Consider the following 13998-nt stretch of genomic DNA (forward strand, 5'->3'; position numbering starts at 1 on the left):
TAAGATTAATCAATTCATTAGCCTTTTTTGCTACAACGCTCTGCATTGTAATGTCAATTGTGACAGTAATAGAGCAGCTTTATATCCAATCGCTTTATATTTTCATAAGTGGATTACTTTTTGCCTCTACCTTTATTTTTAATTACCATAAAAAACATGCTCTCGGCCGTAGCTATTATGTTGCCGTTGGTGGGCTATTGATAATTGGCCTTTCTCTTTATGCATATTCGCAAGCGCTTTATACAGATACTGAAAATATTTTGTTTGCATTTATGGCTATTTCAGTATTGATTTTTAAAGGAGCTGCAAGACATTATAGATTCTGGACAATATTTGCAATCGTCATTGTACTGAAATTTTACAGGCTGGAGTTCATGGGAGTGCAACCGAATTTTTCCTTTTATATCCTTATACAAAATACTACAATCCTTGCCGTTTTAATGTATTTCTTTCTTCTTTACTTTTACCGGGCGCTGGAAAATTCAGTTCAAGAAACTAAAAATTCTGAGAAAACCCTTTATAACCTAATCGATAACATATCCATATTTATTGCCCTATTCAATGCTGATGGTACTTATAAAATTGTTAATCGACATTACGAAAAAGCTCTAAAATTAAAACGAAGACAAATAATTGGAAAAAGCGCCCATGAGGTTTTTGATGAAAATATAGCCGACTGGCAAAATGAGATTGTCGAACAAGCGATCAATAAAAAGGAATCGGCTCGAACCAAAAAGATTTCCACCTTAAAAGACGGTAGCCCTTTCGTAGGCTATGGTCGAGCTAATCCAATACTGGATAAGCATGGTAACGTTATTGCTGTCGCAGGTTATATTGACAATATCACTGAATTAGAATTAGTAAAACAAAAACTAGATCAGGCAAACGAATCTAAAGACAAAGTGCTATCCATTTTGACCCACGACTTAAGAAGTCCTCTCAATACCTTTGAATCCATACTTAACTCAACCCAATATCAGATTATTACCTCTGATAATTTTGAGGAATTCATAGAACGCCTTAAAAATGAATTTCAACCTGTCAAAGAAACTATAAATGACTTGCTATATTGGGCAAAGTCGAATATGCAAGATCTTCATACTAATTTTACCACATTCCACTGTGACAAGATTATAAAAGAAATTATAGAAAGCAGTCGACTAATAGCCAGTCAAAAAGATATTGAAATTATAGTCCAAGGAGTCGATCAACAAATATCGATGGATTTAGACCACTTTAAAATGGCACTACGCAACCTAATTCAAAATGCCATTAAATTCTCTAATGAGGGTGGAGTTATCAAGATTAAGCTAGCTAAGAAAGACAAGAATATAAGCCTTTCCGTTCAGGACTCGGGAATTGGCATCTCTTCAGATAAAATTGAAGAAATATTACGAGGTGAAATAACAAAACCAGGTTTAGGAACCGCAGGTGAAAAAGGTTCGGGTATTGGACTGTCCATGGTGGTTGCCTTATTGCAAAAGAATAATTGCAACTTAGATATCCAAAGTACAGAAGGTAAAGGTTCTACTTTCACCTTACGTTGGGCTATTTGAGAAAATATTTCCCACCTTTTCTTGCGGTATCGAGTATTTCTAAAATAAATAAATAATGATTTTAAACTAACATATTACATTTTTCTCTTGTTTTAAGTATTTTAGGGACAATCTAAAAATGTGGAAATTCGCTTATATAATCTATTTAATCCCATCCATTTTTCTTTTTCCCATCCTGCCAGTTCGATCATGAGTACCTGTTAAGCGAGGAATAATTTTATCCAACACTTGATCAAATTTTTCCATTTGACCTTCATCACATAGCGATTTCATACCTTTTAAATGAAGGTAAGTTATCTGCAGTTTCTTAGATTTCACTTCCCTAATCTCTTGAAAAATCATATCCTGTTTATCCGCATCTTCAGTGCCTTCGCTGGATGACTTCAATTGACTGAAGTAGGATTCAGTTAGCTTACGTTCTTGATCATTTAGTGCCCTTATAGCAGTCCTATGCTTTCCCACCATATCTTCAAAAGCTGCTAATTGATCTTCGGTTAAATCAAGCTGTTCTGCTATTTTTTCCTTGAACCCATTTTCAGACCTAGATCTGTCTGGTTTTATGATAAATAGAATCACCACTGTCAGGTTAATCACTAAGAGCGCGAAAAAGCCAAACTTATAAAATTTAGTATTCATCTTCGTATAAATTATAGTCTGTTGTTATCTGTGAATAGGTTGAATTGCCAGAGTTCATATTATCACTACTTAAATAATTAGAAACTGCCCAAATATTAAAACTTAAAATGATGGCTATCATAGCTGCCAATTTGTAGATAGCCGTTCCAGTAGTTCTACTTGAATTCATCCCAGCATTCTTTTGAGCGGCAATTTTTTCTTGAATTCTACTAAATCCATCTTCAGGAGCTTTCGCTCTTTCCATTCCACTTAAGCTATTTAAAGCTTTATTTATTCTATCTTCAGCCTTCATATTCATTTTGACGTAATTTTCTATTTTTTCCCTCGCTCTGGAAAGAATTTTTTTAGCTCAACTTTTAAATTTGCTTTAGCTCTCTGCACTAAAGATTCTACCGACTTCCTACTTTGACTCATAATTTCTGCCACTTTATTCTGTGGAAGGCCTTCAATCTGAGTCAAAATAAATGCGGTTTTTTGCTTTTCTGGAAGTACCTCTAGTGCACCAAATAAAAAGCCCGCATCTTCCTTATTTTCCATTTGTATGCCCGGATGCACAAATTCAACGGAATCATATTTCATTTCACCTGATTCCTTCGAATATAGAGAAGTAAAACTACCAAAACGCTTTTTACTTTTTCTCTTTCGAATAAAATCCAATGCTTTATTAACAGCTATACGGTAAATCCATGTACTAACAGCAGAGTTATGCTCAAAATTGCCTGCAGAATTGTAAAGGGTCACAAAGACATCCTGGAGCAATTCTTCAGCATCTTCCGAATTTTTGGTATAGCTAATTAAAGTATTGTAAACCCGATCAGCATACTCATTATATAACTGTTCCAAAGCTTCTTCACTTCCGTTTGTAATAGCTTCTAAACAGTTTTTTTCGTTAATCATAGATTTAGAAAGTCCATCTTATGGAATTATAATTTATAAGCATTAGCCCAATATTTTTACAATAAAGCATCATTTTTTTAATCATTAACCTTCAAAACTATCTTTCCGTCAAAGCTTGAAATTCTCGACCAGTTTTTGCGCTTCTGCTACCAGTTCTAATTTCATAATTTTTCCGATAAGTGGTTTTATTTTTTACATTCTTTATCACATTGATTGTCATCTAAAATTTCGAAGTTGATAGGTAAATGTTAGCATAAAATAGCGTTGAAGAACTTGTGTTTGGCTTTCTTCCAGATATTGCGAAGTCACTTCTTGATTAAAACTTTGGTTTTGACCTAGTAAATCAAAAACAGATAATTCTAATTCACCTCTGTCATCTTTTAAAAATTTCTTGGCGAGGCCCATATTCCACAGTGTGTATTTTGTGTCAAAGCTATTATTTATTCCAGTGTATTTCTGGTAAGAAGCTTCATTTCGAAATACAAATCCCTTTGGAAATATCAAATTGACCGTTGAACCGACAGTCTGTGTGTAATATTGATTGTTTGTTTTGGATTGTAGGGAGTTTAGAACACGACTTCCTGCGACCTGATAATAGACATTATAATCTATATTTTCACTAATATTACTCACTAATCCCACCTTTAAATCAGCAGAATACGTCTCAGCTGTATTGCTTACCCCATTGGTCAGTCCTGGTAAATTAACATATCCAAGCCCTGCTGATAGATTCAAGTTATTTTTGATGGGAGATATTGGCACTCCATAGCTTGTATTATTTCGGACGGACCAATATCCATCGAAGTTGGTTGGACTTGTAATCTGAGCACCTTTTGTCAAAACAACTCCTCCAGCAGTGACAGAATCTTCTTCAATAATGGCTGTACTATTTCCAATATAATTATTGCTGGTTTTTATACTCGTTCTATTTGATAGCGTGGCATTTATGTCAAAATAATTCTTTTGAAGTCGGAAATCTAAATTATGATTGTAAGATAAATCTAGATTAGGATTACCCGCTGATAAGAACAAAGGATTACTATTATCTACCACGGTCTGAAGTTGGCTAGCACTTGGAACTGTGGTAGTGGCGGCATATCTTAGAAAGAAGTTACCTTCCTCACCTAATTGAAAGCGGGTAAGCAATGAAGGTAAAAAGTTACCAAAAGCTTGATTTGAACGCTCATTAGTTAGCGACAATAAGTTGCTATTTTTTAAAGCAGCATATTGATAGGAAAGCCCGACATCAAAGATATTACCATATTTATTATTTGAATAGTTAATACCTGGTAAATGGGTTTGGTAAACGCTCTCAATCGTATTCGACAATTCATTACTAAACACTTTGGCTGAAGCGTTCTCTTCTAAAAAGAAAGTCTCGGTTTCAATATTCCTGACTGAATTATTAAAAGTGTAGCTGGCTGCTACTTGACCAGTTAGACCCACAGGCTCAGTATAAGTGACCGTAGCTCCTGTTGACAGTTCATATTCTTCAGTCTTATAATCAATCAGTGAATCAAGTACTAAATCCTCAAATAAACTTTCACGTGTGGTCGGTTGATATTTAGTATTTAGATCAAGGGATACCGTTCTACCTACCTTTTCGAATTTATGTTGAAAGATCAGGTTATTGCTGAAGTTCAACGAATTGTTAAAGCTGTTATAGCTATTGGATGTTTCATTGATTGGCTCCTCCTCATCGTTTAATGTCTGGCCAAAGGTAGTTTCACTGCTTTCATTATCCTGATAGCTAATTGCGGATCTAAGCAATAAACTATTATTTTCATTAATTTCATGGTTAAGCCTCAAATTCAATCGATGATTGGTGTTATTAGTTGTCGTTTGTTGCTCTTCAGAATAAAATTGAGAGCCATTAGAAAGAAAAGTTTCTCGATTCAATAGTGCGTCATTATTATTGATGGAGTTATTAAAAAAGTAACTTCCTTCGAAAGTTGTTTTTGCCGATAATTCATCACTAAAATTTACGCCAGATGAATGAGTCGAAGTTATTCCATCTTGTGTCCCAGTAATGAAGGTCTGATCTCCTCCTCTTCGAGCACCACCTCTTCCTCCACCAGCACTAACTCCAATAAGATCTTCACTACCAAAATTCTGCTGATTGATATTATTTGACATTCCCAAGAAAGTTATTCGTTGATCTCCATCGAAGAAATTAAGAGTCGCTCCCGCTTTATATAATCCATTTTCTCCGTATCCAGCATATAGTTTTCCAAATTGACCATTTCTCTTGTCCTCTTTGGTGACCACATTCATTGTTTTGGTGGTATTACCATCGTCAAAACCCGCCAATCTAGCCTGATCACTTTCCTCATCATACACTTGTATTTTATCCACTATATCAGCTGGAATAGTATTAAGAGAGAGTAAAGGGTCTTGTCCAAAAAACCTCTTTCCATCCAATAAAACTTGCTCTACACTTTCTCCATTTGCCGTCACTCCTTCGCTGCTAACCACTATACCTGGCATTTTGCTCACCAGGTCTTTTGCTGAAGCATCAGGATTTGTTTTATAGGCAAGCGCATTGTACTGGGTGGTATCCCCAAGTTGCTGCACGGCAATTACATCTCCTTTAACAATAACTTCCTTCAAGGAGGCTACATCAGGCTCTAATTTGATGAGTCCCAAGTCTGTCTCCGCCAAAGTTATTCTTATGATTTTTGTGAAGGTTTTATATCCAACGTAAGAAATTCTTACTTTATAGAAAGCTTGTTCCACTTCATTTAATTGGAACTTACCCTCTGCATCAGCTACTGAATATTTTGAACGTGCTGAATCTTTCACATTAACCATTAATACCGTAGCTCCTACAAGAGGCAATCCATCTGAATTATCCTTTAAAATGCCAAAAACGGTCGATTTCTGTACTTGACTTTGTGCATTTAATTCTATGCAACTAATCCCTACTAAAAGTACCATTATCAAAGAGAACTTTTTCATTAGTCGATAGAATTTTGACCAGATTCCTGCTCCTTTCTTCTGGCTCTTGGTTTAGATATACTTTCATAGATCGCATATTGATCCTCATTTAAGACATCCCTAATTAATGCATCCTTTTCTGCTCTTAGAGTTTCCATCTTTTCCCTCATACCTTCTCTGGTGCCTGAACTTCTTAGCTCCTTCATTGTCTCCTCTAGTGTTACTTGAAACTCTTCATAAATCCCATCTAAAAGAAGCTTCTGATCACTATTCAGGTCTTCCACTTTTTCATATAAAGCTTGCTTTTCTCTTTTAATCATCTCCTCAGGTCCGCCCCCTGCTCTCCTTCCACCAGGACCTTGTGAAAAGGCGCTAAAAGAAAGTCCTAGAAATGCTATTACTGCTAAAAATTGGATCTTCTTCATCTTGTCTTTTTTTTTGATTCAGAGGTTAGACGGTAAAATCGAAAACATCCCTCGCAACCTTTGAAAAAAAATGATTGGAATAAAAAATTAGTAATTCAAGGGAAAAAGAAAAGGCGGACCTTCTACAGATCAAAAACATGACTATATGAAAAATTTACACTGTAGGTATTATATCAATTAGGGGAATGCAAGGGTTTCCTTGCTCGCTGTTTGCAAAAAAGGTGAGAGTAGTGCCATCAATAAACTAAGTTGGAAAATCCCAGCTAGCGCCAACTTATAGGTTTGTGCTCAATCCTTTTATCAGAAAACTTGTCACTTGTGACCAAACACCAAACCGTTCTAGAAAAAATAAACTTTAATTTCTAAAAATTTGAACTTCAAAAAATAGAATTTTAATCGAAATTTTCTGTTCAATCCCACTTCCAATATTATATTTTAATTATGTTTATAAGTAAAAGTATATTAAGCTACAAAACTATAGTTTTACTGAATGCACCAAAAGGTGCATTTAGCAATTCAATAGCAATATCCGATAAAATAGTCCACGATGGCAATAGCTAAGCCTTACAACTAATGGAAAAAGTCTTACTTTTTACAACAATATTCTTTAAAGCAAATCCTCATGAAAATGAAAAGTAGTTCATATGAATAAACTGAATCCATCTATCAAATACCACTTACTTGTAGGTGTATTCTTCGCCCTATGGGGTTTTCTTTTCATGTATATGGTAAAACCTTTTAGTGATCACACGACTGGTTTTTATTTTTGGATCCGATCCAGTATAGGTTTCAATCTGATTGCCTTCTTAGCCTATGGACTGATAGCCATTATCCAAAAAGCAATATTTGACAAAATCCAGAGGTGGTCTGTTGGCCTTGAAGTCAGTGTTCTCCTATTATTTTACATCATTCATACTATTGGCACATTTGTGTTTTATAAAAGCCCAGTAATTAATGGTGGTTACACTTTTCTTGAATGGAACACTGAAATCATGTTGAGGGCAGCAATTGTCAACCTCACTATTTTGGCCATTGCCAGAAGCTATCTCATTAAATTAATACCTGTCAAGGAAGACATCCTGATCATCAAGGGAGATAACAAACTCGATATATTAAAAATTAAGAAGGCGGAATTGATTTGTGTATCCAACGCTCAAAATTATGTTGAGATCTTTTTCACTCAAAGCAATACCCTTCATTCCAAACTCATTCGCACCTCATTAAAAAACATAAAAGCAGAATTTGATTTCTTATTGCAAGTACACCGTTCACATCTCATCAATCCTACTCATTTCAAATCGTGGAAAGACTCAAGTACCGTTTACCTGACCGAAATGGAGATTCCCGTTTCCAAAACTTTCAATAAGGAACTTCTGGCTGCATAGTTTTTTATACCTGTAAGGAGGCATTTCGTACCAGTGAATTTTTGGGTAAAATCTTCATACCTAAATATGGCGCTTTTATACCTAAACATCCTTAAAGTGTAAATTGACAAAGTTTTTGATCCACCTTTGTTTCAAATCAAAAACAAACGACTATGAAAAAAATTACCGTACGCCAAATATTAATTCCATTACTTACTGTTTCTATCATCTGCTTTTTATGGTTTGGGCCCATGGAAAGAATGATCATAGAGAATATCATTATTTCGATAATAATCATCATAGCTAATTCTATTGAATATAAAGGAAAGCCATTTTCAGCCCTTGGCTTTAAACGTGAAAATTTCACTTTCAAAAACATTTTCGTGAAGGCTCCAATAGTTGCTTTAGGGCTCTTTGCATTGTATGCCTTTATATTAGTTCCTGGCTACACAATACTTACTGGAGCTCCAATAGATTATTCAAATTTCGATCAATTGGAAGGAAATCTTATAGCCTGTTTAATTGCTTTACCTGTAGTATGGCTTACTGCTGGCTTTGGAGAAGAAATCATCTTTCGCGGCTACTTCATGCGGCAATTCGTGAAATTCTTTGGGGATAGCAAACTCAGTATTCTACTTAACATCATACTATTTGCTTGCTTTTTTGGCTTTATGCATAGCCAGCAAGGGATTACAGGGCAACTAGTTACAGGCACAGTAGGAGCTCTACTGGCCTTGATTTTCTACTTGCGAAAATACGACTTGTGGTTCGTAATTGCGGTCCATGGTTTTTTTGACACGATCGCTCTAATTTGCATTTACTTTGGTTTGGCATAATAGATGTTGGCAATAAATGGCTGATACAAAGCAATTGCCATCAAACACAATCATCTCTGAGCATAATGAGCTTTTTGTGAAGGCTGTCTCTATCGGATCCGTCCTAGAGATAGCTGCTGACTTTTTTATGCTTAGTCTTTTATATAAATTTGAATAAATTGTAAAAATGCCAACAATACAGAAAACCTTCAAGTTAAGGGCCTATTCTAGGGGCTTTCATTTAATAGAAAGAGAAATTGAAGAAAATATGCCTGATCTAAGGGATATAAAAGCTGGGATTGCCCACATTTTTATCCACCATACTTCCGCTGGACTTACTTTGAATGAAAATGCAGACCCTACAGTAAGAGGAGATTTTGAAAGACACTTTAACAAAATGGTACCGGAAAACATGGATTATTACCAACATACCCAAGAAGGGCCAGATGATATGCCCGCACATATTAAAGCTTCTCTGCTAGGCAGCTCGGTGAGTGTTCCAATTCAAAACGGTAAACTACTGACTGGGACTTGGCAAGGTGTTTATCTTTGTGAGCATAGAAACCATGCAGGTGGTAGAATAATCACGATTACGGTGATGGGTGATTAAATGTCACCTTCAATGATTTACCTACTATCAACCCTAAATTAAGTTATTTTGAATTTTAGGATTAAGTTCACTTAAATCTTTTGAAAAGGAAATTTTGTCCTTTGGTGAAATGATTACTCTTCCAAAGTCCCCATGTTTGATTTCAATCCTATCAAAAGATGGTGCTGGTGAAGACAGAATGCTACTTGTATTAGAAATCTTTTTTATCTCATTTATATTAATTACTCTAAAAGCAAAGAACCCCATCTTGATTTTCAACTGCCCATTTTCAACGGTGTAGACCGTCTGAAAAAACAAATATAAAATGAAACCATATAAAGCAAGTAACCCTACCAATACAATTGAAACCAAATGACCCAATCCGTTATTAAGAAGGTCAAATATAAATGGAGCAAAAAAGATCACGAATATAAATACTAACAATCCGTAGGATACTTTAGCGGGATGTTTTTTAGTCATTTTAGTAGTAATTGCAAACAATAACCTATTGAATTATCTACAAGATAGAAAATTCTGATTTAATTCAATGAAATTATTGGTCCACAATAGTCCGAAAGGTAAGGTTCACCCTTGGTGAGTGAATTTTCTTAGTCGGAGGCAGACGATGGAGCCAGTGAGATTGTGTTACATCTTTCATCACTAACAAACTTCCATTTTCCAACCAGGTTTCTACTTTTTCTTTAGATTCTTTATGCTTAAATGCGAATTTTCGTTCTGCGCCAAAACTGACCGAAGCTATGGCTCCATTTTTTCTTAAATCTTTTTCTCCATCACTATGCCAGGCCATCCCTTCTTCACCTGAATGATATAAATTCAATAAGCAAGAATTATAGGTTTCTCCTGACTGAAGCTCTACTTCCTTCTTTATCTGCTTAAGCGCCTCAGTCCATGGTTTCGCATATTTGGTCACTTTAGAGTAGGTGTAAGAAAATGGTTTTTCACCATACCAGGCCACTTTACGTTTAGTAATTATTTCCTTGCCAAACATGATGGCTTTATCATGCTCCCATTCTATTTCATTAAAAAGATTATTGTAGAAATGGAAAGTCTCTTTATCCTTGAAGATTCTTCCATAGTAATGTACAGTGCCTTCATAAGGCAATAGGTTTTTGTCAGGATTAAAGGGGTGGTCAAATAATTTCATCTTAAAAATTTCAGGCAATGAAGAGATAGATTTACTGAGATGTGGGTTTAGTAATAAATCTATTTGTCCTTAGGCAACTCAATCACAATCTCGTTTTTACGATTGAAAACTTCATATGGAGCATTATAACCAAAGAAATAAAATCTATTGGTATAGATGATGCCTTCTTCCTCTAATGCAGCTATTAGTTTTTCTTTGTATTTCTGAATCTTTTCATCATCGGCCCATCCTCCAAACGAAATAGCTGCCATCTTTTTTTCAGGCTCTTCTTTGAATTCTATATTTGATTCATTCGGATTTGGCAAGTCCTCCTTATTGTACTTTTTCGGCACCAGAAACATCATCGTCATAGAATCTTCTAAAGACATGCTGACAGGAGAAGTCATAGCTATTTTTTCATTGCTCTCATTACCACCGAAGATATAACCTGCTAACATAGAAAACCCCTTGCTAGACATCTTCTTATAATTATTACTCGGAAGTCTCACAGAAGTGAAAAGACTTGCTTCATAGCTACGAATTTCAAAATCTTTAAATTTCTTTTCAACCTTATATGGATAGGTTTCAATATCATTTTGACTGTTCATAGCAAATAATTGTACGACCACAAAGGCAAGTAATAGAACCCCCGATATAATTAGAAATATTTTCATTAATTATGTTACTTAAATTATTGTATAATTAACGAAGCATTAGGATAAGCGTTGTAGTTGTAAAATATACTTAAATATATGACATTCAGTAATTTCTCTAATCTAATGGAACCAAGAGCAGAGGTATTTTAGACCTCTTAATTATCCCAGCAGAAACGCTTTCCATAAATGCTTTATACAAAAAATTATGGTCATGATGCCCCGCAATAATCAAATCTGCCTTAAGCTTCTGAGCTTCTTTGATAACCATTTCCACGGTTGCCCCTTGCACCAATAAACCCTCGGACTCTACTCCTTTTGAAACTAACTTCTCGGTGTACTTTTGTAGTAACTGATGCTCCTCATGTAATTCAGATGCCCTCATGGCTCTCACGTATTGCGGACCTACACCGTAACCAACAAAATCGGGTTCAGGCGCTGCAATGTGAACTAGCCATACCTTAGCATCAAAGGCTTTACCTAGCTCAAAAGCCTTGTCCAACAAAAGCTTCTCTTGCTCATTGAAATCGATAGAAACCAGTATATTTTTCATAGCATTCAAGTTTATGATTTTACAACACTCCTCTATTAAAATATACGATTTATTGAAGGAAAAGATAGAATTTAGGCTTCAATCTACAACTAGCTCAATACTAAGTGCACCATATTCTTCATTAGGACTGTCGGTATGAATTTCATAAGTATAGTTACCGTTTTTCAATGGAGTTTCTCCCACATAATCTATAGGTTGTATTCTGAAAATATTTCCATTAATTTCTAGCTTAACATAAGCATAGCGATATGCAGTTTCAAATACTTTATAATCTGAAATGCTTCCAGACTTTAAGTCTCCAAAATTAACATCACCAGTAGTGGTATTGATAATAATATTTTCATAATCATAGATACTGGTATTAGCTAATCGTATGTTAACAGCTGATTTATTGACATCACTTTCTGAACAGCTCAAAAAGATTGTAATAAGGGTGAGTAATATCATCATGTTTTTCATACTTTGAAGACACCTAATTCATTTTTATGGTTGCAACAAGAATCAGCTTAAGCAGAAAAATCATATCAAATGCTAAACAAAAAAAGCCGGCTAAACCGGCTCTTCTATATTAATTTATGTTCTATTCTAATTAATTCAACTCACCCACTCTTTAACATCTTCCGGGCTTACACTCGGAATATCCAATTTCATTTTCTTTTTCAAGCCTGAAATCTGGTGATGCAATTTAGTATGTTTGGTTTCTTTTAATTCTTCTACCGTTTTGATGCCAGCTTCCATCACTACAGGTGCCCATTCTTTTGGCACTCCTGCTTCTACGAAATCGGCTTCTGTGGCAACTTTGGCTTTTTTCTCTGGCTTCATTTGCGGGAAGAACAAAACATCTTGTATGGAATTACTATTAGTCATAATCATGCTCAAACGATCAATTCCAATACCCAAACCTGCTGTTGGCGGCATTCCGTATTCCAAAGCACGCAAGAAATCTTCATCCAATACCATGGCTTCATCATCTCCTCTTTTGCCTAATTCCAATTGCTCTTCAAATCGTTGACGTTGATCAATCGGGTCGTTCAACTCAGAGAATGCATTACAGATTTCTTTTCCGTTACAAATAGCTTCAAATCTTTCTACCAAACCTTCTTTGGTTGGGTGCTTTTTCGCTAATGGAGACATTTCAATTGGATAATCCGTGATGAAAGTCGGCTGAATCAATTGCGCTTCACATTTTTCACCAAAAATCTCATCGATCAATTTTCCTTTTCCCATAGAATCATCTACAGGAACATGAAGTTTTTGAGCAGTTTTTCTTAACTCCTCCTCATTCATTTCTGAAATATCAATACCTGTAAAATGCTCAATGGCTTCGTACATCGTATAGCGTTTCCAAGGTCGTTGGAAATTAATGATATTTTCACCCACTTTTACTTCGGTAGTTCCGTGGATGTCCATTGCAACTTTTTCTACCATTTCCTCCACTAAATTCATCATCCATTCGTAGTCTTTATATGCTACATAAAGCTCGACTTGCGTAAATTCAGGATTATGAAATCTTGACATCCCTTCATTTCTGAAATCTTTAGCAAATTCAAAAACACCATCATAACCACCTACAATCAGTCTTTTTAGATATAATTCATTAGCAATTCTTAGATATAAAGTCATATCCAAGGTATTGTGATGCGTTTTGAATGGTCGAGCAGCAGCTCCACCATAAAGCGGCTGAAGAATAGGCGTTTCCACCTCTAGGTAACCTCTATCACCTAAGAAAGTACGCATTGAATTTACCAACTGTGTTCTTTTCCTGAAAGTCTCACGTACCTCAGGATTTACTATCATATCAACATAACGTTGACGATATCTTTGCTCTGAATCCGTGAAGGCATCATGTCTTTTCACGTTTCCTTGCTCATCAGTAGTTTCTTTAGTAATCGGTAATGGACGTAAAGACTTACTCAATACAAAAAGTTCTTTTACGTGTATGGAAATCTCTCCTACCTGCGTAGTAAAAACGTATCCCTTAATACCTATAATATCACCGATATCCAGCAATTTCTTAAAGACAGTATTGTAGAGCGTTTTATCCTCATCGGGACAGATTTCATCTCTATTCACATACACCTGAATTCTACCCGTGCTATCTTGAATTTCAGCAAAAGACGCTTTTCCCATGATTCTTTTGCTCATGAGACGTCCAGCAATGCTAATATTCTTATAATTTAGCTTATCACTATCGTAATTTTGTTTGATATCTTTAGCGCTAACATTGATATCAAATGTTTCTGCGGGATAAGGATTGATCCCCAGTTTCTGTAGTTCTTCCCGACCTTTTCTTCTTTCAATTTCCTGTTCGCTTAAATGCATCATTATTTGCTAAAATTTGTATTTTTTGTACAAAGTATTAGGTACAAAGTACAAAGATATGGTAAGTCTGTTTAAATTAGATATTTCTGACAAAGAATCTGCTTAAA

15 protein-coding genes are annotated in these 13998 nt (G+C 35.3%); 4 read left to right on the plus strand and 11 right to left on the minus strand.

The genetic code is table 11. The annotated features are described in order from the left end of the window. Nucleotides 1-59: 59 nt before the first annotated feature. Nucleotides 60-1556: a sensor histidine kinase gene (locus FTRAC_RS06225; protein WP_185094441.1), complete on the plus strand. Its 1497-nt coding sequence runs from the start codon at nucleotides 60-62 to the stop codon at nucleotides 1554-1556. Between the two features lie 141 nt (nucleotides 1557-1697). Here the strand turns inward: FTRAC_RS06225 and FTRAC_RS06230 are convergent, their stop codons facing one another. The 5 genes from FTRAC_RS06230 to FTRAC_RS06250 form a co-directional block, all read right to left on the minus strand. Next, nucleotides 1698-2192 carry a hypothetical protein gene (locus tag FTRAC_RS06230; protein WP_013453381.1) on the minus strand — a complete coding sequence of 165 codons (495 nt, stop codon included), beginning with the start codon at nucleotides 2190-2192 and terminating at the stop codon, nucleotides 1698-1700. Next, nucleotides 2182-2490 carry a hypothetical protein gene (locus FTRAC_RS06235; protein WP_041649579.1) on the minus strand — a complete coding sequence of 103 codons (309 nt, stop codon included), beginning with the start codon at nucleotides 2488-2490 and terminating at the stop codon, nucleotides 2182-2184. Before FTRAC_RS06235 ends, FTRAC_RS06230 begins: the two co-directional genes overlap by 11 nt. Nucleotides 2491-2504: 14 nt before the next feature. Beyond that, nucleotides 2505-3089 carry an RNA polymerase sigma factor gene (locus tag FTRAC_RS06240; RefSeq protein ID WP_013453383.1) on the minus strand — a complete coding sequence of 195 codons (585 nt, stop codon included), beginning with the start codon at nucleotides 3087-3089 and terminating at the stop codon, nucleotides 2505-2507. 216 nt (nucleotides 3090-3305) lie between these two features. Next, a complete protein-coding gene (locus tag FTRAC_RS06245) occupies nucleotides 3306-6047 on the minus strand; it encodes an outer membrane beta-barrel protein (RefSeq protein ID WP_013453385.1) in 2742 nt (913 codons plus the stop codon). Further along, nucleotides 6047-6451: a hypothetical protein gene (locus FTRAC_RS06250; RefSeq protein WP_013453386.1), complete on the minus strand. Its 405-nt coding sequence runs from the start codon at nucleotides 6449-6451 to the stop codon at nucleotides 6047-6049. Before FTRAC_RS06250 ends, FTRAC_RS06245 begins: the two co-directional genes overlap by 1 nt. A 644-nt stretch (nucleotides 6452-7095) precedes the next feature. On the opposite strand from FTRAC_RS06250, the gene FTRAC_RS06255 reads away from it, so the two are divergent. From FTRAC_RS06255 to FTRAC_RS06265, 3 genes are all read left to right on the plus strand, one after another. After that, on the plus strand, nucleotides 7096-7836 hold the full coding sequence (locus FTRAC_RS06255; protein ID WP_013453387.1) for a LytTR family DNA-binding domain-containing protein: 741 nt from the start codon (nucleotides 7096-7098) through the stop codon (nucleotides 7834-7836). Nucleotides 7837-7988: 152 nt separating this feature from the next. Continuing rightward, on the plus strand, nucleotides 7989-8651 hold the full coding sequence (locus FTRAC_RS06260) for a CPBP family intramembrane glutamic endopeptidase (protein ID WP_013453388.1): 663 nt from the start codon (nucleotides 7989-7991) through the stop codon (nucleotides 8649-8651). 166 nt (nucleotides 8652-8817) lie between these two features. Continuing rightward, nucleotides 8818-9240, plus strand: coding sequence for a secondary thiamine-phosphate synthase enzyme YjbQ (locus tag FTRAC_RS06265; protein WP_013453389.1), 423 nt, complete (start codon nucleotides 8818-8820; stop codon nucleotides 9238-9240). 33 nt (nucleotides 9241-9273) lie between these two features. Here FTRAC_RS06265 and FTRAC_RS06270 read toward each other — a convergent pair whose 3' ends face one another. The 6 genes from FTRAC_RS06270 to lysS all read right to left on the minus strand — a co-directional run bounded on the left by FTRAC_RS06270 (nucleotide 9274) and on the right by lysS (nucleotide 13891). After that, entirely contained in the window at nucleotides 9274-9699 is a 426-nt protein-coding gene (locus tag FTRAC_RS06270; protein WP_049784059.1) for a PH domain-containing protein, read from the minus strand. Between the two features lie 73 nt (nucleotides 9700-9772). Beyond that, nucleotides 9773-10384, minus strand: a complete 612-nt coding sequence (locus tag FTRAC_RS06275; protein WP_041649581.1) for an alpha-ketoglutarate-dependent dioxygenase AlkB family protein — start codon at nucleotides 10382-10384, stop codon at nucleotides 9773-9775. Between the two features lie 59 nt (nucleotides 10385-10443). After that, nucleotides 10444-11037: an SOUL family heme-binding protein gene (locus tag FTRAC_RS06280; RefSeq protein ID WP_013453392.1), complete on the minus strand. Its 594-nt coding sequence runs from the start codon at nucleotides 11035-11037 to the stop codon at nucleotides 10444-10446. A gap of 97 nt (nucleotides 11038-11134) precedes the next feature. Next, on the minus strand, nucleotides 11135-11569 hold the full coding sequence (locus tag FTRAC_RS06285) for a universal stress protein (protein WP_013453393.1): 435 nt from the start codon (nucleotides 11567-11569) through the stop codon (nucleotides 11135-11137). A gap of 78 nt (nucleotides 11570-11647) precedes the next feature. Beyond that, nucleotides 11648-12019 (minus strand): hypothetical protein, encoded by a 372-nt coding sequence (locus FTRAC_RS06290; protein WP_148230050.1) that lies wholly within the window; start codon nucleotides 12017-12019, stop codon nucleotides 11648-11650. A gap of 144 nt (nucleotides 12020-12163) precedes the next feature. Continuing rightward, entirely contained in the window at nucleotides 12164-13891 is a 1728-nt protein-coding gene (lysS, locus tag FTRAC_RS06295) for a lysine--tRNA ligase (protein WP_041650469.1), read from the minus strand. Nucleotides 13892-13998: the final 107 nt, after the last annotated feature.

The organism is Marivirga tractuosa DSM 4126 (assembly GCF_000183425.1).
GTDB classification, from domain to species: Bacteria; Bacteroidota; Bacteroidia; order Cytophagales; family Cyclobacteriaceae; genus Marivirga; species Marivirga tractuosa.